The sequence below is a fragment of the Castellaniella sp. genome (assembly GCF_034675905.1).
Classification (GTDB): Bacteria; Pseudomonadota; Gammaproteobacteria; order Burkholderiales; family Burkholderiaceae_B; genus Castellaniella.
This window is the reverse complement of sequence record NZ_JAUCCV010000010.1, coordinates 139,738-166,527: the sequence shown is the minus strand read 5'-3', so window position 1 is coordinate 166,527 and position 26,790 is coordinate 139,738. Positions and strand designations below refer to the sequence as shown.

The window sequence follows — 26,790 nt, the reverse complement described above, 5'->3', positions numbered from 1 at the left end:
CCTCTTGGCGTGATGATGTCGTAGGGGGCGGGATCAGGACCGGATCGCAGCCTTGGACGGCAGGATCTGGATGCTGGGCGGCGCCGTGGTGTTCAAGGCGCGGACGTAGACGACCAGGGATCGTTTTTCCTCTGGCAGCGGGATCTCGATCTCGGTTTCTGGGCCGGGCAGGGTCAGCGTCAGGATGTTGTTGCCCGGGTAGGGCACCTGCATCAGTTGGAAGTCATGCGGCAGGGTCAGCCAGCTGCGCAGGTCGGCCTGGGTGCTGGCCGCCTGGGCGATGGCGGCAGCCAGGCCCAGCCAGGGGTTCTGGTCATTGAGCTGCTTTTGCATCACGGTCTTGGCCGTGGCGCGGATGATCTCGCGCACCAGGATGGCATTGAATCGGGTCTTGAATTCGCCCTGGATGATCGTGTCCATGCTGGCCAGGTGCTGGCTTTGCTGGCGGCCGATGGCAATGTGGTCGTAGGCCGGGACGCCGTCCTGAAGCATGGGCAGCGCGATGCCGGTGTAGTTCAGGGCGCCTGTGACCAGGAAGAGCGGCAGATCGATGCGCAGTTCGCGTTTCGAGGCGGCCATGCCGTTTTCAAAGACCACCCAGACGGCGGGTTTGATTTTGCCGGGTTTGCGGGCCGAGGCCAGATCAGCTTTGACCTGGGCGTTCTGGGTCAGGGCGAATGCGCGTTCCAGGCTGCTCTTGGATTTATCGAAGTCAGCCTTGTTTTCGCCGTTCAGCAGAAAGTACAGGCCGTGCAGGTACAGGGACGCCGGGTTGATGTAGCCCGCATAGGGCGCCCATTGCTCGACGTCCACCCCGGCTTTGTCGAAGGCGGCGCCTGAACTGCTCAGGCTGCGGTTCACCAGGTCGGAATTGTCGCTGGATGCGACTTCGTCTTTTTGCTTGGCGATTTCCGATTCGAAATGCTCGGCTGCGCGGCGCTGCCGGTCATCGGTGCGATTCCATTCGATCCGTGCATTGTCGTGGTCGCCCATCTGCCAGAAATTCAAGGCTTTGTAGGTGTTCAGCATCACCGTGTCATAGACATTGGGTGAGTAGGGCAGCATGTTGTCGTTAGTGAGGACCGCCGCGACCTGCTGACCGCCGCTGGCAACGGCGTTGCGGGTGTCGTCGTCCTTCATCAGGTCTTCGGCGCCGTCCAGCATGGCGGTGGAGCGCTCGCTGAGGGTGTTGTAGCGCAGCATGGTGCCGGCTTCCAGGGACCACAGCAGGTCTTCGGGTTTGCCTTCCTTGTTCAGGTCGGATTCCTTGACGGCCCGTTCGGTGGCAGCGGGGATATTGCCCGCCTGCAGTTCCAGTTTGTAGTTCTTGGTGGATTCAGATGTGGCGCAGCCGGCCAGGACAATGGCGCAGGCGCAAGTGATGAGCAGTCGGCGCATGGTGATGGTTCCCCTTCCAGGTATCGTTTGATTATGTCCCCATCAGGAAATGTGTCTCCCGGGTGAGGGATTGTCACATAATGTTTTCAAACCGGCAATATGTGTTTCTGGAATGAAATTTATGTGCGAAAAGCATACAGGCACGCCGCCTGCGATTGACAGGAGAGTGGAGCCTTGGGTAGGGGAAGGTTTGTGATCAGCGGGCCAAGAGAGCCGACGTCACGGTGTCGATGGCATGCGCGAGTGCGCCCGGGCCTGGGCCAGGTCGCGGCAGATCGCCTCTGCTGCATCGATCAGGCGCGGCCCGGGCCGGTGCAGCCAGTCGGGATCGATGGCGTAAATGCGGCCTTGGCGGGCGGCGGCCAGGCCGTGTTCTGCCCACCAGCGGGTGCGGGCGGTCAGGGTTTCACGCCCGTAGGGGGACATGATCAGCACATGCGGGTTCAGGTGCAGGACGGATTCCACGCTGACCTGAGGGGCGGCCACGCGACTGTCGGCATAGAGATTGCGCCCGCCGCAGCGGCTCAGCAGATCATTGATCAGGGGATCGCGGCCCAGGGTAAACAGGGGGTCGGTGCTGATCTCGATAAAGACAGTTTGCGTCGGCTGCGATGCAAGAGGCAATCGGTCGATGCGCTGCTGCAATGCAGACGCGGTGGCATCGGCGCGGACCTGTGTGCCCAGGCGTTGACCCAGTTCGCGGACCAGGGCGGGGATGTCGTCCAACGTCTTGGGGTCGGCGTAGATCAGAGGGGTGCCCAGCGCCTGCAGGCGGCTGGCCAGCGCACGGCTGGCATCGGTCGGGTACCAGGCGACGACCAGGGTCGGGCGCAGGGCCAGGATGGCTTCTTCGCTGGCCTGGACGCCGTCGCCGATACGCGGGATGTCTCGGGCGGCTGGCGGGTAGTCGCTGTGCAGCACGGTGCCGACGATGTCGGCGCCGGCCCCTGCCGCGTAGACCAGTTCGGTGGCGCTGGGGGCCAGGGTGATGATGCGGGAAGAGGGCGTCAGTCTGGGCTTGCCGAGGTCTGGGCCGCCGGTGGCGGCCAGAGCAGACTGACCGCCAGCAGCATGAGCACCATGAGCGGCAGGCCCTGCGCCCAAGTCGTGCGCAGCGGATGCGAAATGCTCCGCTGCCGCCCGCGTGTCCGTCCGCACATCCCGCGAGCTTGCATGGCTTACATCCGCCAGGACAGGTTGACGAACACGTTTGAACCGGGGGTGTTGTAGCCGTCCACCAGCACGTAGTCCTTGTTCAGCACATTGTTCCAGCGCACCTGAACACCCAGAGATTTGTTGAAGTCATAGGCGGCCGTCAGGTTGACGAGGGAATAGCCGCCCAGGCGGGTTTTATTGGCCGCATCTTCGGCATAGCGGTTGCCCGTGTATTGGTATTCTGCGCCCAGCTTCAGGGCCTGGATGCGATGTTCGACGCCCAGGTGGAAGACCTGGCGGGCTCTGTAGGGTAGCATCGAACCTTCTCCCTAGGTTTGGAGTCGTCGTTGCGCGGATCCAAGAAAGTCGGCGCTAGCCCGCAGGGTAGTGTCGCCGACGCTGTGTTCACCGGTCAGCGTCAGCCCGCGAATGGTGGCCTGATTAACGTTCTGAATCGTCGTTTGATAGAAACCCATGGCGCAGTTTCAACACATGTGGTGTTGGTGGCGATCAGATTGCGGACCTTGTTTGTAAAAACGGTCATCTTGCATCCGCTGTGTCTCTCTGGATGAAATTGAACGTGCCCTTCAATGTTCTTGGATTTTTCGGGCTTCAGATCAGGATTGCCGCCATAGGATCCCCAGGCTGAAATTTCAAAGGGCCAGTAAAGATCGTTGAATGTCGGCGCATGAAAGCCGGTGTTGCCTGCGACCCCGATTTGCCACGAGTCTGTGAGATCGAAATCCAAACCTAGGCTGCCGGTCGTCTGGTTGCCGTAGCCGGAGATATTGTCATTGCGTACGCTGGCCTGGGTGTGCAGGCGGTTGATTTTGCCTTTATAGATCAGCGCCGCAGCGTTCGTGTCGCGAGCATCCTGATCGAATCGTGTGGTCGTGGCTTGAACGCGCTCTTCCTGGCGTTCCAGCAGAACGGAAATCCGGTGGTCGGTGTGCGGCGTGAAGGTATTGGTCCAGGTGTAATGGCGCTTGAGTGAATTAAACACACTGGACGAGTCGCTGCGATTGTCGCTGCTGTCTTTGGTGAAACCGAAACGCAGGTCGCTTTCCCACCAGTCTGTGATCTTGTCTGTGCTGGTCAGACTGTAGGCTTGCTGACGGTTGATGGCGTAGCTGTTGGGGTAGCGTGTGAATTCATTGTCATAGTCGCCATCGATATAACCGTTGTAGGCGGTCAATCCGATGCGGTGGCCCTCGGCCCAGCGATAACCCAGGGTTCCGGAGACAGCATGGCTGCGGTATCCATCCTTGTCCGGATAGTAGCCTGCGATGGTGGCGCTGTTGTTCGCTTTACGCTGACGCAAAGCATCAAATCCCTTGCTGTTCTCCGCGCTGCTTGAGAAGCTGTAATCCCACCCTTGGGCCGCGCCCGACAGACCCATGCTGGACTTGGCGGTTTCATAGGTGCCGTAGCCTACGTTTGCCCAGGCGGATAGCGGGCGATCCTGCTCGCCTTTTTTCGTGATGATGTTGACCACGCCGCCGATGGCGTCCGAACCGTACAGGCTGCTGGCGGCGCCGCGCAGGATTTCGATGCGCTCGACCATGGCTGGGTCAATGGCGGGAAACTGCACACTGCCCGAAGTCGAGCCGTTGATCCGCATGCCGTCGATCAGCACCAGCGTATGGGCGGAATTCGCGCCGCGCAGAAACAGGCTGGTCACAGTTTGCGGGCCGCCGTTCGAGGTGAACTGCACCCCCGGCGCGCGTCCGATAATCTCAGCGATGCTGTCGCCGCGTGCTTCGGCCAGTTGCTCCGGCCCGATCACCGTGACATCGCCGATGGCGTCGGATAAGGGTTCGGCGCTGCGGCTGGGGGTGACGACGATGTCCTGCAGCCGGGGGATGGCGGCGGTATCGGATTGGGCCGTGGCGGCCAGGGGGAAGACACAGATGGCGGCGGCAAGCGCACGCCGGGGAAATGGGATGGTCATGACAAACCCTGTGTGGCGCGCGTCCCCGCACGCCGGAATAATCAACACCCGCAGGCCGTGATGGATTCACCCGGATCAGTAGTCGGGCGCGGCAGGCAGGCAATCAGGAGGTTGAATCAGGCCGGTATCGGGCTGGCGCGGGCCGGGCTGAAGGCCTGGCGAGTGCGCGCACCGTTGCGGGGGCAGCACAGCTGGGTTCGCGGGCGAACCGTCTGTTTCCCGTTTGGATGCCGCAGCGTGGGTAAACGCCGGGGCATACCTGTTTCGACAGCTATTATAGGGGCCTCCTGCCCATCTGATCCGCTTATATGCCGTTTGAATCCCCCTCTATCACGCCGATCCGGGATGACGCCTTGTCCCGTCGTCTGCAGCAGCGTATCGACCTGAAGACCAAGCCGCGCGGCAGCCTGGGGCGGCTGGAATCGCTGGCGCATCAGATCGGGCTGATTCGTCGTACCGTGTCGCCGCGCCTGTCGCCGCCTACGGTTTTTGTGTTCGCCGCCGATCATGGCGTGGCTGCCGAGGGCGTATCCGCCTATCCTCAGGAAGTCACCTGGCAGATGGTGGAAAATTTCCTGGCGGGCGGGGCGGCCATCAATGTGCTGGCGCGCCAGCAAGGCGTGGCCTTGCACATTGTGGATGCCGGCGTGAAGCATGATTTTGGCGGTCGGGACGGGCTGATCGACCGCAAGATCCGGGCGGGCAGCGGCAATCTCTGCCGGGAACCGGCCATGACCGCGCAGGAATGCGGCCAGGCGCTGCAGACAGGGGTGGATCTGGCGGCGCAGACCGATAGCGATGTCATCGGCTTTGGCGAGATGGGCATCGCCAACACCACGCCGGCTGCCGCACTGATGCATCGCCTGACGGGCGTCGCTATTGCCGATTGTGTGGGCGCCGGAACCGGCGTGGATGCTCACGGCGTGCAGCGCAAGAGCCAGGTGATAGAGCAGGCCGTGCAGCGGCATGCCGGCGCGCAGACGCCGCTGGACATTCTGGCGGCCGTGGGCGGGCTGGAGATCGCCATGATGGCCGGCGCCATGCTGGGGGCCGCGTCCCGGCGCCGGGTCTTGCTGATCGATGGCTTCATTGCGACATCTGCGCTGCTGCTGGCTGCCCGTCTGAGTCCGGCGATTCTGGATTACTGCGTGTTCTGCCATCAGTCCGACGAACGGGGCCATGCCCGCATGCTGCAGGCGCTGGGCGCCCGGCCTTTGCTGGACCTGGGCTTGCGTCTGGGCGAGGGGACCGGCTGCGTGCTGGCTTGGCCTCTGGTGCAGGCAGCTGCCGGGTTTTTATGCGATATGGCCAGTTTTGAGGATGCCGGAGTCAGCGATGCCGGGGATCGGGCATGAGGCGCTCGCGCCGTGTTGGACATCAGCCGCTGGGCCGGTGGCAGGATCGTCTATGTCACGAATGCCGCCTGTTTTTCACGGCACTGCAGTTTTTCACACGCCTGCCGATTCCGGGCTGGGTGGGCTTCAGGCCCGCCTGGCTGCAACACTGCACCCGCTATTACCCGCTGGTGGGCTGGGTGGCGGGGGGTGTGACGGCGCTGGTGTATGGGCTGGCGCAGTCGGTCTGGCCGCAGTCGGTCGCGGTGCTGCTGTCCATGGCGGCGGGGCTGGTGCTGACCGGGGCCTTCCACGAGGACGGTTTTGCGGATGTCTGCGACGGCCTGGGCGGGGCGGTATCCAAGGAGCGCGCCTTGGACATCATGAAAGACTCGCGTCTGGGTACGTATGGGGTAACGGGCATCGGCCTGATGCTGGCCCTGAAATTCTGCACCTTGAATGCCCTGCCGCCGCTAGGGGTGGCAGGGGCTTTGCTGCTGGCGCATCCTGTGTCGCGGTTGGGGTCGGCGGTGCTGATCTGGCGCATGCGCTATGCGCGGGAAGAAGGCAAGGCAAAGCCGCTGGGGCATCGCATGCGCGATCAGGAATTCGCTGTGGCGGCAGCCTGCGGCGGCTTGCCGGCGCTGCTGTTGATTCTCGCCGGCATTTTGCCCTTGGCAGGCGTGATATGGGCGATGGCGGCTGCACTGGCAGGATCTGCCTGGATCGCCTGGGTCCTGCAGCGACGGCTGGGCGGCTATACCGGCGACGGTCTGGGGGCGGCGCAGCAGCTGAGCGAGCTGGGTTGCTATCTGGGGCTGCTGCTGGTCATGGCATGAAAAGCCCGCCTGTCGTCGACAGAGGCGGCGGGCGCGGCAGCGTAGCTGCCTGCGTATGAGTCGCTTGCTGCCGGGCGTCGATCAGGCCTGGTGTGCCGGCTGCTTGGCGCCGAACAGGACGTCCAGGATACGGGCCATCAGGCCTTCTTGCGGACGGTTGGCGCGGGCGGCCAGTTCTTGTGCCAGCAGACGCTCGTAGGCTTGATTGACGGGATAGTTCGAGAAAGGTGCCGACATGCTGCTCTCCTGGTTTGTGTTTGTTTGTCGTTGAGCTACTAGTAAAAACCCTTAGGGGTTAACCCTAGTATATAGAAGAGAGTCTGGAAAAGCCAGCTTTTCGTGGAGCCGCGGGGCGTCGTGCGGTAAATAGACAGTATGGAAAAAAGAAATAGTCCTCATGATGCCGCAGGGGGGCGGATGCGATTGCTGTTGATCCGCCATACCGCGCCCGATATTGCTGCCGGCGTCTGTTATGGCCGGCTGGATGTGTCTGCCCGGCCCGCGGAGCGAGACGCCTGGCTGGCCGACTGGGATGCCGGCCGTCAGACCGGGCAGCCTTGGGCGGGGTATCAGCGTGTGCTCAGCAGCCCGGCGCTACGCTGCCGGGTGTTGGCGCAGGCGCTGGCGGCGCGCCTGGGATTGGCGCTGGACATCGACCCGCGCTGGCAGGAACTCGATTTTGGCGCTTGGGAAGGGCAGTCATGGGATGCGATCGGCCGGCCGGCCGTCGATGCCTGGGCGGGGGACCTTGTCCATCATGCTCCAGGCGGTGGTGAATCGGTCCTGGACATGATGCGCCGTGTGACGAGGGCGTATGAGGCCTGTCGTCATGACGGACGGGACGCGGTGCTGGTGTGTCATGGCGGCACGATTCAGATGCTGCTGGCTTGGCATGGGGCGTCGGCAGCTGAAACCGGCCAGCGTTCGCCGACGCTGGCGGCGCTGGTTCGGCAAGACCTGCTGGAGCGGGCTGCCGCGCGGGCGGTGCAATGTTCCGCCCCGCCTGTCGGTACGGTGGTTCAGTTGAATATCCCCCAGCCGATCCTTGATATTTGAAGGAAGTCCCGCCGTGCCGTCGGGAATCCGCGGTATCCGGCAGGGGCGACGATACAATAAACAGTTATTCCCATCATCCCTGGATCCCGCCGTGTCCTATCCCGTTCTGCCCTATCCCATCGAATCCTATACCCGTGGCGCCGATTTCGTGCGCTTGCTGGGCAAGCGCATCGTGGTGCTGGATGGGGCCATGGGCACCATGATCCAGCGCTACAAGCTGACAGAGGCCGATTTCCGGGGGGATCGTTTTGCCGATCATGATCGCGACGTCAAGGGTAATAACGATCTGCTGTCCCTGACGCGACCCGACGTGATCCGGGAGATCCACCAGGCCTACCTGGAGGCCGGCGCGGATGTGGTGGAAACCAATACCTTCGGGGCGACCCGGGTGGCGCAGGGCGACTATGATCTGCGGGACATCTCCTATGACCTGAACGTGGCGGCTGCGCGGCTGGCCCGCGAGGCCTGTGATGCCGTGTCCACGCCGGATCACCCGCGCTTCGTCGCGGGAGCACTGGGGCCGCAGCCCAAGACCGCGTCCTTGTCGCCGGACGTCAATGACCCGGGCGCGCGCAATGTCACGTTCGAAGAATTGCGCGTGGCCTATACGGAACAGATCAACGGCCTGATCGACGGCGGGGTGGATATCCTGCTGGTCGAAACCATTTTCGATACCTTGAATGCCAAGGCGGCCATTTTCGCCATTGAGTCGGTCTTTGAAGAACGCAATGTCCGTCTGCCGGTGATGGTGTCCGGTACCGTGACGGATGCGTCCGGCCGCATCCTGTCGGGCCAGACGGTCGAGGCCTTCTGGAATTCCGTGCGTCATGCGCGGCCCGTGACCATCGGCCTGAATTGCGCCCTGGGGGCGGCCCTGATGCGCCCCTATGTCGCCGAACTGTCAAAGATCTGCGATACCTACGTCTGCGTATACCCCAATGCCGGTCTGCCCAACCCCATGGCGGAAACCGGCTTTGACGAAACGCCGTCGGACACGTCCGGCCTGCTGGAAGAATTCGCCCAGGCAGGGCTGGTCAACGTGGTCGGCGGCTGTTGCGGCACCACGCCCGACCATATCCGCGAGATCGCCCGCAAGGTGCGCGATCTGCCGATGCGTCAGCCGCCGGTCATCCCGGTCAAGACGCGCCTGTCGGGCCTGGAGCCCCTGAATTTCGACCGCGACACACTGTTCATCAACGTGGGCGAACGCACCAACGTGACGGGCAGCAAACTGTTCCTGCGTCTGATTCGCGAGGAAAAATTCGACGAGGCGCTGTCGGTGGCCCGCCAGCAGGTGGAAAACGGGGCGCAGATCATCGACATCAATATGGACGAGGGCATGCTCGATGCCTTGACGCTCATGCCGCGCTTCTTGAACCTGCTGGCGTCCGAGCCGGATATTTCGCGCGTGCCGGTGATGATCGACAGTTCCAAATGGCCGGTGATCGAAGCCGGTCTGCGCTGCGTGCAGGGCAAGTGCGTGGTGAATTCGATTTCCATGAAAGAAGGCGTCGAACCATTTATCGAGCATGCCAAGCTGTGCCGCAAATATGGCGCCGCCATCGTCGTCATGGCTTTCGATACCGAGGGCCAGGCCGACAGCCTGCAGCGGCGCATCGATATCTGCGCCAAGGCGTATGACATCCTGGTCAATCAGGTGGGCTTCCCCCCCGAAGACATCATCTTTGATCCCAATGTGTTCGCTATCGCCACGGGGCTGGACGAACACAATCACTACGCGATGGATTTCATCGACGGCACCCGCTGGATCACGGAAAACCTGCCGCATGCCCGCGTGTCGGGCGGCATTTCCAACGTCAGCTTTTCCTTCCGCGGCAACGAGGCCATGCGCGAGGCCATTCACGCTGTCTTCCTGTATTACGCGGTGCAGTGCGGCCTGACCATGGGGATCGTCAATGCGGGCCAGTTGGGGGTGTATTCCGAGCTGGACAAGCAGGTGCGCGACCTGGTCGAAGACGTGGTGCTGGATCGCCAGGACCCGGTCGGCAAGACCGATCCGGCCGACGAACGCACGTCGACCGAGCGTCTGGTAGAGCTGGCGGAAACCATTCGGGGGTCGGGCGCCAAGAAGGAAGAAGATCTGGTCTGGCGCCAGGGCACGGTACGCGAGCGCCTGACCCATTCGCTGGTGCACGGCATCACGACCTTCATCGTCGAGGATACCGAGGAAGTCCGCCTGGAAATCGACGCGGCGGGCGGACGCACCATCGAGGTCATCGAAGGGCCGCTGATGGACGGCATGAACGTGGTCGGCGATCTGTTCGGCGCGGGCAAGATGTTCCTGCCGCAGGTGGTCAAATCCGCCCGTGTGATGAAGCAGGCCGTGGCGCATCTGCTGCCTTTCATCGAGGAAGAAAAACGCCTGCTGGAAGAGGCCGGCGGCGACGTACGGTCCAAGGGCAAGCTGGTCATCGCCACGGTCAAGGGCGATGTGCACGACATCGGCAAGAACATCGTCACCGTGGTGCTGCAGTGCAATAACTTCGAAGTCATCAATATGGGGGTCATGGTGCCGTGCGCCAAGATCCTGGACATGGCCAAGGAAGTCGGCGCCGACATGGTCGGTCTGTCGGGCCTGATCACTCCCAGCCTGGAAGAAATGGCCTATGTTGCATCGGAAATGCAGCGCGACCCGTACTTCCGCGAACGCAACGTCCCGTTGCTGGTGGGCGGCGCGACGACCAGCCGGGTGCATACGGCGGTAAAGATCGCTCCCAACTACGAAGGTCCGGTCATCTATGTGCCCGATGCCAGCCGTTCCGTGGGGGTGGCCACCAGCCTGATGTCCGATCAGGTCAAGACCTACCTGAAGGACGTGGCCGACGAATATGAACTGGTGCGCGAGCGCCACGCCAACCGCAAAGCCACGCCCATGCTGACCATCGAGCAGGCGCGCGCAGCCAAGCCTGCCATCGATTGGGCCAATTACACGCCGCCGCGTCCTAAATTCATCGGTCGGCGGGTCTTCAAGCACTACGATCTGCATGAAATTCTGAAATTCCTGGACTGGACGCCGTTTTTTCAGTCCTGGGGGCTGATGGCGCAGTTCCCGGCCATTTTGACGGACAAAGTGGTGGGCGAGCAGGCCAGCCAGTTGTACGAAGAAGGCCAGGCCATGATGAAGCGCATCGTCGAAGGTCGCTGGCTGACGGCCAACGGCATCGTGGCCTTTTATCCCGCCAACAGCATCAATGACGACGACATCGAAATCTATCGTGATGAAACCCGCAGCGAAGTCCTGCTGACCTGGCGCGGCGTGCGCCAGCAGACGGAAAAACGCGCCGGCGTGGACAACAAGTGCCTGGCCGATTTCATTGCGCCCAAGGATTCCGGCGTCACCGATTACATCGGCATGTTTGCCGTGACCGGGGGCATCGGCATCGAAAAATACGAAAAACAATTCCAGGAAGCCGGCGACGATTATTCCGTCATCATGCTGAAGGCCCTGGCGGACCGCCTGGCCGAAGGCTTTGCCGAAACCCTGCATGCCCGGGTGCGCCGCGATCTGTGGGGCTATGTGCCCAACGAGGACCTGCCCAACGAGGACATCATCGGCGAAAAATACCAGGGCATCCGCCCGGCGCCAGGCTACCCCGCCTGTCCCGAACACGTCGTCAAGCGCCTGATGTTCGACCTGCTGGAATGCGGCGAGATCGACATGCAGCTGACCGAAGGTTTCGCCATGATGCCGGCCTCCAGCGTGTGCGGTTTTTATATCAGCCATCCGCAGTCCAAGTATTTCAACGTCGGCAGCATCGGCGCCGATCAGGTGAGCGATTACATGAACCGCACGGGCCGTGATGAAGAAGATGTGCGCCGCACATTGGCCAGCGTTTTGCGCTGACGAGGGCTGGACTCCCGTGGCGGAGCAGGGCGTGACTTTGCTTGCAGCGGCCCGACGTGCAGGGGGCAAGCATGCCGCGTGACGATGCCGCCCGCCGCCAGTCCCTGGGGGCGTTCCTGCGCAGCGCCCGCGCCCGGGTCAGTCCCGGCGATCATGGCTTGCCGCCGGGCCTGCGGCGGCGTACCCCCGGCCTGCGCCGCGAGGAAGTCGCTCAGCTATGCGGGATCAGCACGACCTGGTACACCTGGATCGAACAGGGCCGCGAGGTGTCCGTGTCGGTGGATGTCTGGCGCCGGTTGGCCGAAGCCTTGCGCCTGGCGCGCGCCGAGCGGCATTATCTGTTCAATCTGGCCGAGTGCGCCGATCCTCAGGCGGGACGGCTGGATGCCGCGGCGCTGCCGGACGGTTTGAGCGATTGCGTCGACAGCATCCAGGGGCCGGCCTATATCCTGGATCAGGCCTGGAATGTGCTGGCCTGGAATCCGGCCCTGCAGCGCCTGTTCGATGGCTGGCCGGGGCAGGAGCAGGCGAATCTGCTGCACTACATCTTCATGGAACCGGCGGCGCGCACCCTGGTGGTGGACTGGGAAGAGCGTGCCAGCCGCGTGGTGGCGGAATTTCGCGCGGATGTGGCTGCCCTGGCCGGCGAACCGGCCATCCAGACGCTGGTGACTGAATTGCAGGCGGGCAGCCCCCTGTTTGCCCGCTGCTGGACGCGTCAGACGGTGGTCGACCGGGAGGGCGGTGTGCGGGAATTCCAGCATCCGGCGCGCGGGCGGCTGCGGTTCCGGCAGTTCACCTTTCGCCTGGCGATCCGTCCTGACTGCAAGCTGGTCATCCTGCTGGAGGGCGACTGAAGGGGCTGTGTCTGGCTTGTTTGCGGCGTGGCCTCAGGCGTTTTGGCGATGGCGCAGTTGATTGCCGGAATGGGTCGACAGACGGCGGAAGGACAAGGCGGACGCGGCGACACAGAGCGCGGTGATGGCAAACCCCCACATCACGTCGATACGGTCGGCCTCGATGCCGCCGCGCAGGCTGATGCTCAGGTTCAAGGTCGTGGCGGCGCAGGCCACGCCCAGGCTGATGCCCAGTTGCTGGGCCATGGCGGCAAAACTGCTGGCCCGGCTCATTTGCGCGGAATCCATGTCGGCGTAGGTCAGCGCGTTGACGGCGGTGAACTGCAGCGAGCGGAAGAACCCCCCGATCAGCAGCACCATCACCATCAGCCAGACTGGCGTGGTGGCCTGGAACAAGGCGCAGGCCGCTGTAAAGCTGGCAGCGATCAAGGCATTCCACATCAGCACGCGGCGAAAGCCGAAGCGCTGCACGATCGGGGTAGCGACCAGTTTCATCAGCAAGGCCCCTGCCGCCGAGGTAAAGGTGATCAGTCCGGCGGAAAAGGCCGACAGGCCAAAGCCCACCTGCAACAGAATCGCCAGCAGGAAAGGCGATGCGCCGCTGCCGAAGCGGCATAGATTGCCGCCCAGCACTGAAACTGCAAAGGTCTGGGTGCGCAGCAGACTGAGGTCGATGATGGGATAGGTGACGTGGCGTGCGTGACGGACGTACAGCACGCCGCATACCAGTCCCAGGCCGATCAGGCCGATGATGGCGCGGGTGCTGAAGCCGCCGTGGCCGATGGCTTCCAGGCAGGTCATCAGCGCCGCCATGGCGATGCCGCTGAGCAGGAATCCGATGGTATCCAGCCTGGGCCGGCTATCGGGGGTGTCGCGGGCGATGTAGCGCCGCACCAGCGCAATGCCCAGCATGCCGACCGGGATGTTGATCAGGAAAATCCAGTGCCAGGAGGCATACGTCACCAGGAAACCGCCGACGGGCGGCCCGATGACCGGCCCCAGCAAGGCGGGCAGGGTCAGAAACGCCATGGCCTGGACCAGTTCGGATTTGGGGATGCGCCGCAGCAGGATGATGCGCCCGACCGGCACCATCATGGCGCCAGCCGCACCCTGTGCGACGCGCGACAGCACCAGCTGCGTCAGGGACTGTGACGCCGCGCAGGCCGCCGAACTGAGGCTGAACAGCAGGATGGCCGCCAGAAAGACGCGCTGCGCCCCGAAGCGGTCGGCCGCCCAGCCGCTGATGGGGACGAACACCGCCGTGGCCAGCAGGTAGCCGGTGATGGTGATGTTCATGTGGACGGCGGTGGTGCTGAAATCCCGCGCCATGGCAGGCAGGGCCGTGGCCACGACGGTGGAATCCAGCATCTGCATGAACAGGGCGCAGCCCACGATGAAGGGAATCATCCGTTGTTCCCGGGTGCGAGGCGGGGCGGCGGGCAATGGGGGGCTGCTGGGGTCGGGCATAGGCACTCGGGGGCGCTCGAGTGCAGTACACTTGGGGCGCATCAGTCATGACGATTGGCAATGGCACTATTATGGCAAACAACTTCACTTCCGAACTGACACAATTCATCACCCAGTACAAGACGGATCACCCTGACACGGACTCGCGTCAGCGGGCAGGCCGCTTCCGGCTCTGGGACAAGGACCTGGATGCGGAACAGCAAGACGGCTTCCGCACCGCCCGGGTCTCGCAGGACCCCTACGTCTATTACCAAAAGGCCTGATCGGCCGTCATGCCGCCCGAGCCCGCCACCGGGCTGGATGCCTTGATGGCGCCGGCTGTGGACAGCACGCCCGACGTGGTCGACCACGTGGCGTTGGCGCGGCTGTACGGCGAACCGCTGTTTGCGATCCCCCAGGATCTGTATATTCCTCCCGATGCCCTGGAAGTCTTCCTGGAAGCCTTCGAAGGCCCGCTGGATCTGCTGCTGTATCTGATCCGCAAGCAGAATTTCAATGTGCTCGACATTCCGATGGCGGAAGTCACCGCTCAATATCTCAGCTATGTCGAGCAGGTCCGGCGCACCAATCTGGAATTGGCCGGCGAATACCTGCTGATGGCGGCCCTGCTGATTGAAATCAAATCACGCATGCTGTTGCCCGTGCGCCAGTCGGATACCGGGGAAGAAGTCGAAGACCCGCGTGCCGAGCTGGTGCGCCGTCTGCTGGAATATGAACGCATGAAACTGGCGGCGCAACGCCTGGACGCGCTGCCGCGCGTCGGCCGCGATTTCCAGTTGCCCCATGCGCAGGCCGATCTGGCTGTCGAGGCCCTGTTGCCCGAGATCAGTCCGATTGACCTGCGGGATGCCTGGAATGCGATTTTGCAGCGCGCGCGTCTGAATGCCAGCCACCGCATTACGCGCGAACAGCTGTCCGTGCGCGATCACATGAGCCATATCCTGCGCCGCCTGTCGGACGTGCGTTTCATGGAATTCACCGAGCTGTTCATGGAACGCATCCGCATGGGCGAGCCGGCAGCCATCATCGTCGTGCATTTCCTGGCCCTGCTGGAACTGACACGCGAATCCCTGCTTGAAATCACCCAGGCGGCGCCCTATGCGCCCCTGTACGTCAGATTGTCTTATACCCGTTCGGCCTGATGGCCCGCGTCGGAGTCCGTTTTGAAAGTCGTCCACAATATCGAAGATCTGCGTGACCAGTTGCGAGGCCAGTTGCGCGTCGCCTTTGTGCCCACGATGGGCAATCTGCACGATGCCCACCTGTCGCTGATGCGCCTGGCCCGCCAGCATGGCGACCCGGTGGTGGCCAGCATTTTCGTCAATCGCCTGCAGTTCGGCCCCAACGAGGATTTCGACCGTTATCCGCGCACGCTGGCCGAAGACATCGAGAAGCTGGAACGCGAGCGTGACGTCTATGTGCTGTTCGCGCCGGACGAGCGCGAGCTGTACCCGGAACCGCAGAACTTTCGCATCCAGCCCGGAGACTCTCTGGGCAAGATCCTGGAAGGCGAATTCCGCCCGGATTTCTTCATGGGCGTCAGCACCGTGGTGCTGAAGCTCTTTTCCTGTGTGCAGCCGCGCGTGGCGGTCTTCGGCAAAAAGGATTATCAGCAACTGATGGTGGTGCGGGCCATGTGCCGGCAGTTTCAGCTGCCGGTGGAAATTCTCGCCCATGAAACCGTGCGTGATCCCGATGGTCTGGCCTTGTCGTCGCGCAACCGCTTCCTGTCGGCGGACGAACGCGCCGAAGCCCCGCAGCTGTATAGCCTGCTGCAGCAGGTGCGCGAGATGATTTCAGGCGGCCGTGACGATCACGCCGCTGTCGAGTCCCAGGCCATGCAAACGCTGCGTGATCGGGGCTGGGACCCGGACTATGTCTCTGTGCGCCGGCAGCGCGATCTGCTGGCGCCGACGACGGCTGAAATCCGCCAGGGTGAACCGCTGGTCGTGCTGACGGCGGCCCGCCTGGGCAGTACGCGCCTGATCGACAATCTGGAATTCCAGGCCGGACAGTAGCGCCCTGTTTGAGTCGTGCAGATGGCTGTTTTGCTGTCTGTCAGGCCTGACAGCTGCCCGTGATCGGGGGCTGTGACAGAATCCCTGCACCAAAAAGCAAGTAACAAGGGGGATTGTCATGTCGATCATGGGCATGCATCTGGGGGATGCTTCACCCAGTGCTCAGGCTGTCCAGCGCCTGACCTTGCGGGAACGCGAGGTGGCGGCTTACATCACGCGGGGGCGTTCCAATAAATATATTGCCGCGGAACTCGGGGTGTCTCAGCGCACCATCGAGGCGCATCGGGCCCGGATTTTCATGAAGGTCGGCGTGCGCAATGCCGTCGAACTGACGCAGCATTATGTGCGATGGAAATTGCCCTTGTCGGATGACCATGGGTCGGGCTGGCTGCCGCATCATCAGATACGGCAGCGGGCGCCGGTGCAGCGGTCAGGATGCGTCGCAGTGCTGGGCCGGCTGGGACGATAGTTCAGCGATCGGGTCCAGATCCGCCTGACGCGTCAGGCGGGATTCCAGCAAGGGGGGCTGGCCATTCACACGCACGACCCGCAGCACATTGGATGCGCTGAATTCCAGGCTGGCGCGGGCCTGATCGCCGCTTTGCAGGACGATGCGCACCGGATCGACGCCCGTCAGGAACCAGCAGCCCAGCGTGGTGCGGGCAGGGCTGCTGCCGTCCACCGGCGTATTGCGGGCGCGCCATTGGCCGTCAGGCGCCAGCGTCAGGGTCATGCGGCTGGACGGGCATTGCCCGCCGTCCATGCAGGCGATGGTGCCCAGGTAGGTGCGGGTGTCGGCCAGCGTCTGGGGCAGGTTCTGCCGAGCAGTACCTGCTGCCGGTGCGGCGGCGGCATCGGATCCTGCCGGGGGGACGGCTTGGCTGCCTGTGGGCTTGGGTTTTTGTTCCTGGCTGCCGAAGCCCAGCTGTAGCTGGGAAGGCGCCTGAGTGGCGGAATCCCCCTGGGCGCGATGCAACGCGTCGGATACCGTGCTGTCGCGCGGGGTGTCGTAATAGCCAGGAGCGCGTTGCTGGGCGCAGGCGCCCAGCAACACCAGCAGGCTGAGGCTGAGCAGGCGGATCGGGGAAAGAAACATGGGGCGCGGCATGACGGTATCGGTCAGATGGGCGAAAACGCCATTCTACGCATTTGCAGCCCGCTTGGGCAGTGTGGCGCAGCCATGATGGCCGGGGCAAGCGCTGCCGGGTCGCTATGGCTGTGGTCGGCGGCGGCCATGATCGGCTTGTGTGCATGGTGGGGCATGGGTTTGGCGCGTTGGGCGCAGGCATATGACGGCAGCTTGCGCGCGGGCGCGCCTGTCACGGCCAAAACGCTGTGGCAGGCGGCTCGCCGTGCTCGCCGACAGCCTGTTCGGTGGCTGCGGGATGGCGCCGGCGGCCTGGCTGCCGCAGCGCTGGGGGCTTGCGTATGGCGCCTGCAGGGCGGGGGTGGCCTGGGGGTGTTGTTGCTGGGGCTGGGCCTGATGGCGCTGGCCTGCCTGGACCAGCGCAGCGGCCTGCTGCCGGATGCCTTGACGCTGCCTTTGATGGGGGCGGGCTGGTGCTTCGGGCCGCTGGATCTCTGGACAGCGGCAGGGGCGTCTCTGTCGCTCTGGGCCGGCTTGGCGGCGGGCGCTGGGCTGTACCGCCGCTGGCGCGGACGGGATGGCTTTGGCGGCGGGGATGTCAAATGTCTGGCCATGCTGGCCGGCTGGTTTGGTGCTGCCGCAGCGCTGACGATCTTGTGGATGGCCAGCTTGCTGGGCCTGCTGGCCTGGGCCTGTCGCCGGTCACGACGGCAAGCTTATCCCTTTGGTCCCTATCTGGCCCTGGCGGCTGGGCCATGGCTGGTGTGGCCGGCTGGCGCAACGCGCTTGCTGGACGGGCTGGATCGGGTGGTGATGCATTTCACCCGGCCCTTGTGGGCGGTCTGGGACGGCTGAGGTAAAGTCATGTTTTCAGTTCTGGCAGGATTGGCGCATGTTTTCCATCGGCCTGACCGGCGGCATCGGATCCGGTAAATCCCAGGTGGCCGACTGGCTGGCCCAGTGGGGGGCGGCCGTGATCGATACCGATCAGATTGCTCATGCGCTCACAGCTGCCGATGGGCAGGCGATCGGGCCTTTGCGCCAGGCCTTCGGCCCGGCGGCGATCACTGCGGATGGCTGCCTGGATCGCAGCTGGATGCGTGAGCGGGTCTTCAGCGATGCGGCAGCCAGGCGGCAACTGGAAGCCATCCTGCATCCGCTGATCGACCAGGCCGTGCGGGCCCAGGCGGCGCAAGTTCACGGGGCGTACCGGGTGTATGTGGTGCCGCTGCTGGTGGAATCCGGACGTTGGCGGGATCGGGTGGATCGCATCTGTGTCGTGGATTGCGATCCGGCCACGCAGATTCGCCGGGTGCAGAGCCGCAGCGGGCTGACGCCAGAGGCCATTGAGCGTATTATGTCCGCTCAGGCTTCCCGGGAGGATCGCCTGGCTGCTGCCGACGATATCATCATGAACGATGGCGCCACTGATCTGGATACGCTGCGCGAGCGGTCCCGATGCTGTCATCAGTCTTGGTGCGATCTGGCTTCCCGGTCACCGCGTGGGCCGGCCATTCATGATTAGGGTCTGTTGCGTGTGATTCTGTACGAGTACCCCTGCAATGAACGTGTACGCACTCTGCTCCGGGTAGAGTATCTCTTCGACCGCCTGTTTTTCTTCACTCACGGCGAAGACGCGCATCACCATCAGATCGCCATGGCTGCGCTCTTCGATCTGCTTGATGTGTGCGAACGGGCGGATGTCCGCACCGCAGTGCTGCAGGATCTCGATCGCCATCGTTCGGCCTTGTCCGCCTTGCGGGAGCATCCCGGGGTCGATCGCACGACGCTGGATAATCTGCTGGATGAAATCCAGGTGGTGTCAGCCGCGCTGGCGGGCCAAGGCCGCATCGGCCAGTGCCTGCGTGAAAACGAATGGCTGGCCAGTCTGCGCGGGCGGATCACCATGCCGGGCGGGTCTTCATCCATCGATCTGCCGTCCTACTACGCCTGGCAGATCAAGGCCCCCGATGTGCGTGTGCGTGATCTGCAGGACTGGATCGAACCCCTGATGCCTTTGCATCGGGCCATGGCCTTGATTCTGCAGCTGTTGCGGGATGCGGGCGATGCCCGGGATCAGATGGCCAGTCAGGGCGCCTATCAGGAAATGCTGGGCGGCAAGACCTTCCAGATGCTGCGGGTCTGGGTGGATCCGCAACTGTCGGTGTTTCCCGAAATCAGCGCCAACAAATACGTCATCTGGGTCCGGTTTTCCGCTCAGGACAACGTCCTCAAGCCGCAGCCGGTCAGTCACGACATCGCCTTCCGTCTCGCCCGCTGCAATCTTTAAATCCAGGTTTTTTTCATCATGATCAATTCCAAGACGCAGCCCGTGGGCGGGCGCCGCCGGTTATGGGTCTGGGCAGCGCTGTGCGCAGGCATCGCCTTGGTGCTCTGGTTATTCTGGCCGCAGGGTGCGGACCAGCCGGCGGGGCGGGGGTTTCGCGGCGGACCGGGCCAAGCCACGCCGGTTTCCGTCATCGCGGTGGAAACCGGCAGGATTGATCGCACGTTGCGGGCCTTGGGTACGGTCAGCGCGCCTGCCACCGTCACGATCCGTTCAAGGGTGGACGGGCCGCTGGAATCCCTGCATTTCACGGATGGCCAGTCGGTTGCCTCGGGAGATTTGCTGGCCGTCATCGACCCGCGTCCTTTTCAGATCCAGCTGCAGCAGGCGCAGGGCCAGCAGGTGCAGCATGCCGCCCAACTGGATAATGCGCGGCGGGATCTGGCGCGCTACGAGCAGTTGTTCAAGCAGGACTCGGTCGCCCGCCAGCAGTTGGACACCGCTCGCGCCCAGGTACGGGAACTTCAGGGACAGGCGAGGATCGATCAAGCGGCGGTGGATAACGCCCAATTGCAGCTGAGCTACACCCGGATCACGGCGCCCATGGCGGGGCGCCTGGGTCTGCGCAAGGTGGACGTCGGCAATATGGTGCATGCCTCGGATACGGAAGGGCTGGTGGTGTTGACCCAGAACCGGCCGATCGACGTAGTATTTGCGATTCCGCAGACGCGCCTGCCGGCGCTGCTGGCGGCTCGCCGCGCGGATGCCGGGCTGCAGACGCAGTTGCTGGGACAGGCAGGCGGACCCGTGCTGGCGACAGGCAAGCTGATCGCCGTGGACAACCAGATCGATGTGGCGACCGGTACGGTGCAGCTCAAGGCGCGTTTTGACAATGCCGATGAATCCCTGTTCCCCAACCAGTTTGCCCAGGTGCGTCTGCGCCTGGGACTGGAATCGGGGCTGGTGCTGCCGCTGCGAGCCGTGCAGCGCGGCTCGGCGGGTGAATACGTCTATCGCGTGGATGCCGAACGCAAAGCCCATGTCGTGTCGGTGGTGACCGGAGTGGATGACGGTAATCAGGTGGTCATCGAATCCGGCTTGCAGCTGGGCGACAGCGTCGTGGTGGAAGGCACAGACCGGCTGCGCGAGGGCAGCCTGATCGAAGTCGTGGCACAGCCCGCTGACGCCGCCGCTCAGGAACCGGCTTCGTGAACCTGTCGCGCCCATTCATTCTGCGGCCTGTCGCCACGATGCTGGCGATGGTCGCCCTGGCGCTGGCCGGGTTGATGGGCTACCGGGAATTGCCGGTCTCGGCTCTGCCGCAGGTGGATTTCCCCACCATCCAGGTCACGACGCTCTATCCAGGGGCCGGGCCGGATGTCATGACGGCGCTCGTGACCTCGCCGCTGGAACGCCAGTTCGGACAGATGCCCGGCCTGTCGCAGATGCTGTCCACCAGTTCCGGCGGGTCCTCGCGCATTACGTTGCGGTTTGACCTGGGCCTGTCGCTGGACGTGGCCGAGCAGGAAGTCCAGGCAGCGATCAATGCGGCCTCGAATCTGTTGCCGTCCGACATGCCTTCCCCGCCCATTTATCGCAAGGTCAATCCGGCGGATGCGCCGGTGATGACGCTGGCGGTGACCTCGCCCACCTTGCCGCTGGATCAGGTGCGCGATCTGATCGAAGTGCGGGTGGTGCAGAAACTGTCCCAGATCGGCGGCGTGGGGCTGGTCAGCGTGGCAGGCGGTCAGCGGCCTGCCGTGCGCATTCAGGTCGACCCCCAGGCGCTGGCGGCGCACAATCTGACGCTGGCCGATGTGCGCAAGGCGGTGACCCAGGCCAATGTCAATCAGCCCAAGGGCAATCTGGACGGGCCGCAGCGTTCGCTGACCATCAGCGTGAATGATCAGCTGAAGGACCCGGCTGAATACGAACGCCTGATCCTTGCCTATGAAAAGGGTGCGCCCCTGCGCCTGGGCGATGTGGCGCAGGTGCGCCGGGCGGCGGAAAACCTGTATCAGGCCGCCTGGTTCGACCGCACGCCGGCGATCTTGCTGAATATCCAGCGCCAGCCTGGCGCCAATGTCATCCAGGTTGTCGACGAAATCCAGTCCCTGCTGCCAGGCCTGCGCCAGACCCTGCCGACCGGTGTCGACCTGCAGGTGGCATCCGACCGTACGCATACGATCCGGGATTCGGTCGAGCACGTGCAGATCGAAATGCTGCTGGCCATCGCCTTGGTGGTGGCCGTGACATTCGTATTCCTGCGCACGTGGCGCGCCACCCTGATTCCCGGCGTGGTCGTACCGCTATCGCTGGTCGGCACCTTCGGTCTGATGATGCTGATGGGGTTCAGCATCAACAATCTGACGCTGATGGCGCTTACCATCGCCACGGGGTTTGTGGTGGATGACGCCATCGTCATGATCGAGAATATCGCCCGTCACATCGAGGAAGGCGAAGACGCCCTGACGGCTGCGCTGCGCGGGGCGCGGCAAATCGGCTTCACCCTGGTGTCCTTGACGGTTTCATTGATCGCGGTGCTGATTCCTCTGCTGTTCATGGCCGATGTGGTCGGGCGCCTGTTCCGGGAATTCGCGGTGACGCTGGCCGTGGCGATTTTGCTGTCTCTGCTGATTTCGCTGACGCTGACGCCCATGATGTGCGCCCGCATGCTGCGCCCGGAATCCGAAGAGCAGCATGGCCGCTTTTTGCAATGGTCCGGCCGCATGCTGGACGATCTGATCGCCTGGTATGACCGGGGCCTGCAGTGGGTGCTGATCCATCAGCGGGCGACGCTGTGGTTTGCCGTGGGGACGCTGGCCGTCACGGCCGGTCTGTACGCCGGTATCCCCAAGGGCTTTTTCCCGCAGCAGGATACCGGCGCGATCCAGGCCATTACGCAGGGGCCGCAGACGGCATCGTTTGCCGTCATGTCGCGCCTGCAGCAGGATGCCGTCGCACGGGTGCTGCAGGACCCGGCTGTCGCGTCGGTGACATCCTTCATCGGCATCGATGGCGACAATACGACCCTGAATACCGGGCGCTTGCAGATCACCTTGAAGCCCCTGACGGATCGCGGTGATCGCGCGGATGCGGTCATTGATCGATTGAATCAGTCGCTGCATCACAGCGCCGGCTTGCAGGTCTGGCTGCAGCCGGTGCAGGAACTCTCGGTCGAAGACCAGGTCAGCCGGGCGCAGTTCCAGATGACCCTGTCCAGCCCCGACGATGCCGCCCTGGCGCAGTGGGCGCCGCAGTTGATTCAGGCCATGCAGGATCTGCCGCAGCTGCGCGACGTGACGGGCGATCTGCAGGATCGGGGTCTGGCGCTGGCGGTGCAGGTGGATCGGGATGCCGCCGCCCGGCTGGGGGTGACGCAGGCATCCATCGATGATGCCCTGTACGACGCCTTTGGCCAGCGCCTGATTTCCACGATCTACACCCAGTCCGCCCAGTACCGCGTGGTGCTGGAAGCCGATGATGCCTTTATCGCCGGCGGCCCGCAGGCGCTGGCGCAGATTCACGTACCCACGGCGGGCGGCGGCGTGACGCCGCTGGCAACGGTCGCCCGGTTCGTGCCGGGCGCAACGCGTCTGGCGGTGCAGCGGCTGGGGCAATTCCCAGCCGCCACGGTCTCCTTCAACCTGGCGCCGCACACTGCGCTGTCGGATGCCGTCCAGGCGATCGAGTCTGCGCGGGCATCGCTGGGCGTGCCGGATTCCGTCGATGTGCAGTTCCAGGGCGCTGCGCAGGCGTTTCAGGCGTCCTTGTCCAGCACGCTGTGGCTGCTGCTGGCGGCGGTCGTCACCATGTATATCGTGCTGGGCGTGCTGTATGAAAGCCTGATCCACCCGGTGACGATCCTGTCCACGCTGCCGTCTGCGGCCATCGGCGCCTTGCTGGCGCTGTGGATCGGCGGCATCGAGCTGGACATGATCGGCGTGATCGGCATCATTTTGCTGATCGGCATCGTCAAGAAAAATGCCATTCTGATGATCGATTTCGCCCTGGATGCCCAGCGTGAGCGCGGGTTGGGGCCGCAGGCGGCCATCCACGAGGCCGCGCTATTGCGGTTTCGCCCCATTCTGATGACGACGCTGGCGGCCTTTTTCAGCGCCATCCCCCTGATGTTCGCCAGCGGGTCAGGGGCGGAACTGCGTCAGCCTCTGGGCCTGGCGATGGTAGGCGGCCTGTTGTGCAGCCAGCTGTTGACCCTGTTCACCACGCCTGTCATCTACCTGATGTTTGAGCGCCTGGCCCATCGGCGGGCGGCTGCACGGCGGTCATGAGGTTCTTTGCCCTGTTCCTGCGCCGGCCGGTGGGCACGTCTCTGCTGTGCCTGGCCATGGTGTTGGCGGGCGCCTTGGCCTTGCGGTTCCTGCCGGTGGCGCCTTTGCCGCAGGTGGACTTCCCCATGATTTCGGTGTCCGCGTCCCTGCCGGGCGCCAGTCCCGAGACCATGGCTTCCAGCGTGGCCATGCCGCTGGAGCAATCCCTGGGCGCGATCGCCGGGGTGGACAGCATGAGTTCGCGCAACAGCGAAGGGCAGACCACGATTTCCCTGATGTTCGAGCTGGATCGAGACATCAACAGCGCGGCCCGCGATGTGCAGGCTGCGATCAACGCGGCACGGCCCCTGCTGCCTTCGGGGATGCGCGGCAATCCCGTCTACCGCAAGGTGAATTCTTCGTCCTCGCCCATCATGACGCTGGCGCTGACCTCGGATACGGCGACGCAGGGGGAACTCTACGATCTGGCATCCACCGTGCTGGCGCAGAAACTGTCCCAGGTCGGCGGCGTGGGACAGGTGACGGTGGGCGGCAGTTCTCTGCCTGCCGTGCGCGTGCTGCTGGACCCGCGCGCCCTGGAATCCATGGGAGTGCCGCTGGATCGGGTGCGCCAGGTGCTGCAGGACGTCAATTCCCTGCGGCCCGGCGGGCTGGTGCGCTTAGGCGAGCAGCAGTGGCAGATCCGCGCCAATGCCCAGCTGCGCAAGGCCGCTGATTACGCGCCGCTGATCGTCGCCTGGAAAGATGGCCGTCCGGTGCGTCTGGCCGATGTGGCGCAGGTGCAGGACTCGGTCGAAGATACCAATCAGGTCGGCTATTTCAATGACCGGCCTGCGGTGCTGTTGATCATCCGTCGTCAGAGCGACGCCAACATCATCGATACGGTCGATGCGGTGCGGGAACTGCTGCCGGCTTTTCAAGCGTTGTTGCCGGAACAGGTACGCTTGACCATCGCTCAGGACCGCACCCCCAGTATCCGGGCCTCGCTGTCCGAGGCCGAATTGACGCTGGTGCTGTCGGTCATCCTGGTGGTGGCAGTGGTGTTTGCCTTTTTGGGCAATTGGCGCGCCGCCCTGATCCCGGCGATCGCCGTGCCGGCTTCGCTGATCAGCACCTTCAGTCTGATGTGGTGGTTCGGCTTCAGTTTGAACAGCATTTCCCTGATGGCGCTGATCGTGGCGACCGGTTTCGTGGTGGACGATGCCATCGTGGTGCTGGAAAACATCATGCGCCATATCGAACGCGGCATGCGGCCGGCCCGCGCCGCCTTGCGCGGGGGCGCCGAGGTCGGTTTCACCGTCCTGGCCATGAGTGTGTCGCTGATCGCCGTTTTCATCCCCTTGTGGCTGGTGGGCGGCCTGGTAGGGCGGTTGTTCGAGGAATTCGCCGTGACCCTGTCGGCGGCCATCGGCGTGTCGCTGCTGATTTCCATCACCCTGACGCCGGTGATGGCTGCGCGTCTGCTGCGCGTGACGCCGGTGGACCAGCCGGTGCGCCGCAACCTGCTGGCGCGGTGGTCGCAGCGGGTGGGCGCATCCTGCCTGCAGGCGTATTCGACGTCTCTGCGCTGGGCGCTGGATCATTCCCGCCTGGTCCTGCTGCTGTTGCTGGCGACGATCGGCTTGAATGTCTATCTGTATATCAGCGTGCCCAAAGGGTTTTTCCCCCAACAGGATACGGGGCAGTTGATGGGGTTCTTCCGTGTGGATACCGGGACGTCATTCGAGGAAACCCAGCAGCGCCTGGATGCGTTTCGCAAGGTGCTGCTGTCGGACCCGGCGGTGGATACGGTCACGGCCACCGCCGGCGGGCGTGGCGGCAGTAATTCCAGTTTCATTCAGATCCAGCTCAAGCCTCTGGATCAGCGCGATGTCAGCGCCGCCCAACTGGTCAATCGTTTGCGACCGCGGTTTGAACATACGCCGGGGGCGCGGATGTTTCTGGTGCCCCAGCAGGATATTTTTGTGGGGCATTCTTCCCGTTCGGGCTCCTATTCCTATCAGCTGATGGGCAGCGATCTGGCCTTGTTGAATCAATGGTTGCTGCAGGTGCGCACTGTGCTGGCCGGCTTGCCGGAACTGGTCGATGTCGATGACGATGTCGAGGACAAAGGACGACGCCTGGAATTGCAGGTGGACCGGGATGCGGCGCAACGTCTGGGGGTGAAGATGTCGGATCTGGCCGGCGTGCTGAACAACGCGTTCAGCCAGCGCCAGGTCGCCGTGCTGTATGGCGCCTTGAACCAATATCATGTGGTGATGGGGGTGCAGCCTCAGTATGCCCAGGACACGCATTCCCTGCAGGCCTTGCAGGTGCTCAATGCCCAGGGGGAGCGGGTCCCCTTGACGGCTTTTACCCGGATCGTGGAAGGCACGGCGCCTCGCGCCGTCAATCATGACGGCCTGCTGGCGGCCGATTCCATTTCCTTTGGACTGGCGCCCGGGATATCGTTGGATCAGGCCTTGAGCGCCATCGATCAGGCCGTGGCGCGCACGGGTCTGCCGACCCAGGAGCTGCAGGCCGGCCTGGACCAGAGTTCCGGCCTGATGCGCAACGCCGTGGCTCAGCAGCCCTGGATGCTGGCGGCGGCTCTGGTGGCCATGTATCTGGTGTTGGGTATGTTGTATGAAAGCTTGCTGCATCCGATCACCATCCTGTCGACGCTGCCGTCCGCCGGGATCGGCGCCTTGCTGGCGTTGCGGCTGGTCAATATGGAATTCACCCTGATCGCCCTGATCGGCGTGTTTTTGCTGATCGGTATCGTGAAAAAGAATGCCATCATGATGGTGGATTTTGCCTTGCAGGCCCAGCGCCGCGAGGGCCTGGACCCGCGCGAGGCGATCTATCGGGCGTGCCTGGCGCGCCTGCGCCCCATTTTGATGACGACGCTGTCGGCCATGCTGGGGGCGCTGCCCTTATTGCTGGCGACCGGGGCGGGCGTGGAAATGCGCCAGCCTTTGGGTCTGACGATACTGGGCGGCCTGTTGGTCAGCCAGATCCTTACCTTGTACACGACGCCGGTGGTCTACCTGAGCCTGGACCGCCTGCGGGGTTCGCGCCGTTTGGCCGATCCTCTTCGGAATATGGTGCCGCATGTTTGACCTCTGTTTGAACGTTTCTGCGACTGGCAGGGTGGCTGCCCCGCCGCCTGGGGCCTGCCGGCAGGTCCGTCGCGATTGCGCTG

At 63.7% G+C, this 26,790-nt stretch carries 22 protein-coding genes and 1 riboswitch; of the genes, 15 read left to right on the top strand and 7 right to left on the bottom strand.

The window, feature by feature from the left end; translation table 11 throughout:
• Nucleotides 1-33: 33 nt before the first annotated feature.
• From VDP79_RS10875 to VDP79_RS10860, 4 genes are all read right to left on the bottom strand, one after another.
• Nucleotides 34-1,398 carry a hypothetical protein gene (locus VDP79_RS10875; protein WP_323018220.1) on the bottom strand — a complete coding sequence of 455 codons (1,365 nt, stop codon included), beginning with the start codon at nt 1,396-1,398 and terminating at the stop codon, nt 34-36.
• A gap of 219 nt (nt 1,399-1,617) precedes the next feature.
• Entirely contained in the window at nt 1,618-2,556 is a 939-nt protein-coding gene (locus VDP79_RS10870) for a cobalamin-binding protein (protein ID WP_323018219.1), read from the bottom strand.
• Between the two features lie 20 nt (nt 2,557-2,576).
• Complete coding sequence (locus VDP79_RS10865; protein ID WP_323018218.1) at nt 2,577-2,870, bottom strand: TonB-dependent receptor domain-containing protein; 294 nt, start codon at nt 2,868-2,870, stop codon at nt 2,577-2,579.
• Between the two features lie 101 nt (nt 2,871-2,971).
• Nucleotides 2,972-4,339, bottom strand: a complete 1,368-nt coding sequence (locus VDP79_RS10860; RefSeq protein ID WP_323018217.1) for a TonB-dependent receptor plug domain-containing protein — start codon at nt 4,337-4,339, stop codon at nt 2,972-2,974.
• Between the two features lie 266 nt (nt 4,340-4,605).
• A riboswitch (cobalamin riboswitch) is annotated at nt 4,606-4,782 on the bottom strand.
• Between the two features lie 30 nt (nt 4,783-4,812).
• On the opposite strand from VDP79_RS10860, the gene cobT reads away from it, so the two are divergent.
• Together cobT and VDP79_RS10850 are read left to right on the top strand one after the other, a co-directional pair.
• Entirely contained in the window at nt 4,813-5,859 is a 1,047-nt protein-coding gene (gene cobT, locus VDP79_RS10855) for a nicotinate-nucleotide--dimethylbenzimidazole phosphoribosyltransferase (protein WP_323018216.1), read from the top strand.
• Nucleotides 5,856-6,677, top strand: a complete 822-nt coding sequence (locus tag VDP79_RS10850) for an adenosylcobinamide-GDP ribazoletransferase (RefSeq protein ID WP_323018215.1) — start codon at nt 5,856-5,858, stop codon at nt 6,675-6,677. The genes cobT and VDP79_RS10850 overlap by 4 nt, the downstream gene beginning before the upstream one ends.
• Before the next feature lie 81 nt (nt 6,678-6,758).
• Here the strand turns inward: VDP79_RS10850 and VDP79_RS10845 are convergent, their stop codons facing one another.
• A complete protein-coding gene (locus tag VDP79_RS10845; protein WP_323018214.1) occupies nt 6,759-6,914 on the bottom strand; it encodes a hypothetical protein in 156 nt (51 codons plus the stop codon).
• Nucleotides 6,915-7,094: 180 nt separating this feature from the next.
• Here VDP79_RS10845 and VDP79_RS10840 point away from each other — a divergent pair, with 180 nt between their 5' ends.
• The 3 genes from VDP79_RS10840 (at nt 7,095) to VDP79_RS10830 (ending at nt 12,455) form a co-directional block, all read left to right on the top strand.
• Nucleotides 7,095-7,733 carry a histidine phosphatase family protein gene (locus VDP79_RS10840; RefSeq protein WP_323018213.1) on the top strand — a complete coding sequence of 213 codons (639 nt, stop codon included), beginning with the start codon at nt 7,095-7,097 and terminating at the stop codon, nt 7,731-7,733.
• 91 nt (nt 7,734-7,824) lie between these two features.
• Nucleotides 7,825-11,598: a methionine synthase gene (gene metH, locus VDP79_RS10835; RefSeq protein WP_323018212.1), complete on the top strand. Its 3,774-nt coding sequence runs from the start codon at nt 7,825-7,827 to the stop codon at nt 11,596-11,598.
• A 71-nt stretch (nt 11,599-11,669) separates the two neighbouring features.
• Entirely contained in the window at nt 11,670-12,455 is a 786-nt protein-coding gene (locus VDP79_RS10830) for a helix-turn-helix transcriptional regulator (protein ID WP_323018211.1), read from the top strand.
• Nucleotides 12,456-12,488: 33 nt separating this feature from the next.
• Here VDP79_RS10830 and VDP79_RS10825 read toward each other — a convergent pair whose 3' ends face one another.
• Nucleotides 12,489-13,922 carry a DHA2 family efflux MFS transporter permease subunit gene (locus tag VDP79_RS10825; protein WP_323018210.1) on the bottom strand — a complete coding sequence of 478 codons (1,434 nt, stop codon included), beginning with the start codon at nt 13,920-13,922 and terminating at the stop codon, nt 12,489-12,491.
• A 71-nt stretch (nt 13,923-13,993) separates the two neighbouring features.
• On the opposite strand from VDP79_RS10825, the gene VDP79_RS10820 reads away from it, so the two are divergent.
• The 4 genes from VDP79_RS10820 (at nt 13,994) to VDP79_RS10805 (ending at nt 16,409) form a co-directional block, all read left to right on the top strand.
• Nucleotides 13,994-14,185, top strand: a complete 192-nt coding sequence (locus tag VDP79_RS10820) for a DUF3460 family protein (protein WP_323018209.1) — start codon at nt 13,994-13,996, stop codon at nt 14,183-14,185.
• Between the two features lie 9 nt (nt 14,186-14,194).
• Complete coding sequence (locus VDP79_RS10815) at nt 14,195-15,064, top strand: ScpA family protein (RefSeq protein ID WP_323018208.1); 870 nt, start codon at nt 14,195-14,197, stop codon at nt 15,062-15,064.
• A 21-nt stretch (nt 15,065-15,085) separates the two neighbouring features.
• Complete coding sequence (gene panC / locus VDP79_RS10810; protein WP_323018207.1) at nt 15,086-15,940, top strand: pantoate--beta-alanine ligase; 855 nt, start codon at nt 15,086-15,088, stop codon at nt 15,938-15,940.
• A gap of 118 nt (nt 15,941-16,058) precedes the next feature.
• A complete protein-coding gene (locus tag VDP79_RS10805; protein WP_323018206.1) occupies nt 16,059-16,409 on the top strand; it encodes a helix-turn-helix transcriptional regulator in 351 nt (116 codons plus the stop codon).
• Here VDP79_RS10805 and VDP79_RS10800 read toward each other — a convergent pair.
• Complete coding sequence (locus tag VDP79_RS10800; protein WP_323018205.1) at nt 16,371-17,036, bottom strand: hypothetical protein; 666 nt, start codon at nt 17,034-17,036, stop codon at nt 16,371-16,373. The genes VDP79_RS10805 and VDP79_RS10800 overlap by 39 nt on opposite strands.
• 84 nt (nt 17,037-17,120) lie before the next feature.
• Here VDP79_RS10800 and VDP79_RS10795 point away from each other — a divergent pair, with 84 nt between their 5' ends.
• Genes VDP79_RS10795 through VDP79_RS10770 form a run of 6 tightly spaced genes read left to right on the top strand, consistent with a single transcriptional unit; the run spans nt 17,121 to nt 26,707 of the window.
• Nucleotides 17,121-17,882 (top strand): prepilin peptidase, encoded by a 762-nt coding sequence (locus tag VDP79_RS10795; RefSeq protein WP_323018204.1) that lies wholly within the window; start codon nt 17,121-17,123, stop codon nt 17,880-17,882.
• A gap of 37 nt (nt 17,883-17,919) precedes the next feature.
• Complete coding sequence (coaE, locus tag VDP79_RS10790) at nt 17,920-18,552, top strand: dephospho-CoA kinase (protein ID WP_323018203.1); 633 nt, start codon at nt 17,920-17,922, stop codon at nt 18,550-18,552.
• A gap of 12 nt (nt 18,553-18,564) precedes the next feature.
• A complete protein-coding gene (zapD, locus tag VDP79_RS10785) occupies nt 18,565-19,317 on the top strand; it encodes a cell division protein ZapD (RefSeq protein ID WP_323018936.1) in 753 nt (250 codons plus the stop codon).
• Between the two features lie 18 nt (nt 19,318-19,335).
• On the top strand, nt 19,336-20,526 hold the full coding sequence (locus tag VDP79_RS10780) for an efflux RND transporter periplasmic adaptor subunit (RefSeq protein WP_323018202.1): 1,191 nt from the start codon (nt 19,336-19,338) through the stop codon (nt 20,524-20,526).
• On the top strand, nt 20,523-23,606 hold the full coding sequence (locus tag VDP79_RS10775; RefSeq protein WP_323018201.1) for a multidrug efflux RND transporter permease subunit: 3,084 nt from the start codon (nt 20,523-20,525) through the stop codon (nt 23,604-23,606). The genes VDP79_RS10780 and VDP79_RS10775 overlap by 4 nt, the downstream gene beginning before the upstream one ends.
• On the top strand, nt 23,603-26,707 hold the full coding sequence (locus VDP79_RS10770) for an efflux RND transporter permease subunit (protein WP_323018200.1): 3,105 nt from the start codon (nt 23,603-23,605) through the stop codon (nt 26,705-26,707). Before VDP79_RS10775 ends, VDP79_RS10770 begins: the two co-directional genes overlap by 4 nt.
• Nucleotides 26,708-26,790 lie beyond the last annotated feature (83 nt).

Bases quoted from the DNA above. Each gene is read 5' to 3' on its own strand.
- cobT (WP_323018216.1), top strand. From the start codon at position 4,813: ATGCCGTTTGAATCCCCCTCTATCACGCCGATCCGGGATGACGCCTTG.
- VDP79_RS10800 (WP_323018205.1), bottom strand. From the start codon at position 17,036: ATGTTTCTTTCCCCGATCCGCCTGCTCAGCCTCAGCCTGCTGGTGTTG.
- VDP79_RS10805 (WP_323018206.1), top strand. From the start codon at position 16,059: ATGTCGATCATGGGCATGCATCTGGGGGATGCTTCACCCAGTGCTCAG.
- VDP79_RS10850 (WP_323018215.1), top strand. From the start codon at position 5,856: ATGAGGCGCTCGCGCCGTGTTGGACATCAGCCGCTGGGCCGGTGGCAG.
- VDP79_RS10840 (WP_323018213.1), top strand. From the start codon at position 7,095: ATGCGATTGCTGTTGATCCGCCATACCGCGCCCGATATTGCTGCCGGC.
- VDP79_RS10770 (WP_323018200.1), top strand. From the start codon at position 23,603: ATGAGGTTCTTTGCCCTGTTCCTGCGCCGGCCGGTGGGCACGTCTCTG.
- coaE (WP_323018203.1), top strand. From the start codon at position 17,920: ATGTTTTCCATCGGCCTGACCGGCGGCATCGGATCCGGTAAATCCCAG.
- VDP79_RS10820 (WP_323018209.1), top strand. From the start codon at position 13,994: ATGGCAAACAACTTCACTTCCGAACTGACACAATTCATCACCCAGTAC.
- VDP79_RS10845 (WP_323018214.1), bottom strand. From the start codon at position 6,914: ATGTCGGCACCTTTCTCGAACTATCCCGTCAATCAAGCCTACGAGCGT.
- VDP79_RS10825 (WP_323018210.1), bottom strand. From the start codon at position 13,922: ATGCCCGACCCCAGCAGCCCCCCATTGCCCGCCGCCCCGCCTCGCACC.
- VDP79_RS10815 (WP_323018208.1), top strand. From the start codon at position 14,195: ATGCCGCCCGAGCCCGCCACCGGGCTGGATGCCTTGATGGCGCCGGCT.
- VDP79_RS10865 (WP_323018218.1), bottom strand. From the start codon at position 2,870: ATGCTACCCTACAGAGCCCGCCAGGTCTTCCACCTGGGCGTCGAACAT.
- VDP79_RS10830 (WP_323018211.1), top strand. From the start codon at position 11,670: ATGCCGCGTGACGATGCCGCCCGCCGCCAGTCCCTGGGGGCGTTCCTG.
- VDP79_RS10795 (WP_323018204.1), top strand. From the start codon at position 17,121: ATGATGGCCGGGGCAAGCGCTGCCGGGTCGCTATGGCTGTGGTCGGCG.
- VDP79_RS10875 (WP_323018220.1), bottom strand. From the start codon at position 1,398: ATGCGCCGACTGCTCATCACTTGCGCCTGCGCCATTGTCCTGGCCGGC.
- VDP79_RS10780 (WP_323018202.1), top strand. From the start codon at position 19,336: ATGATCAATTCCAAGACGCAGCCCGTGGGCGGGCGCCGCCGGTTATGG.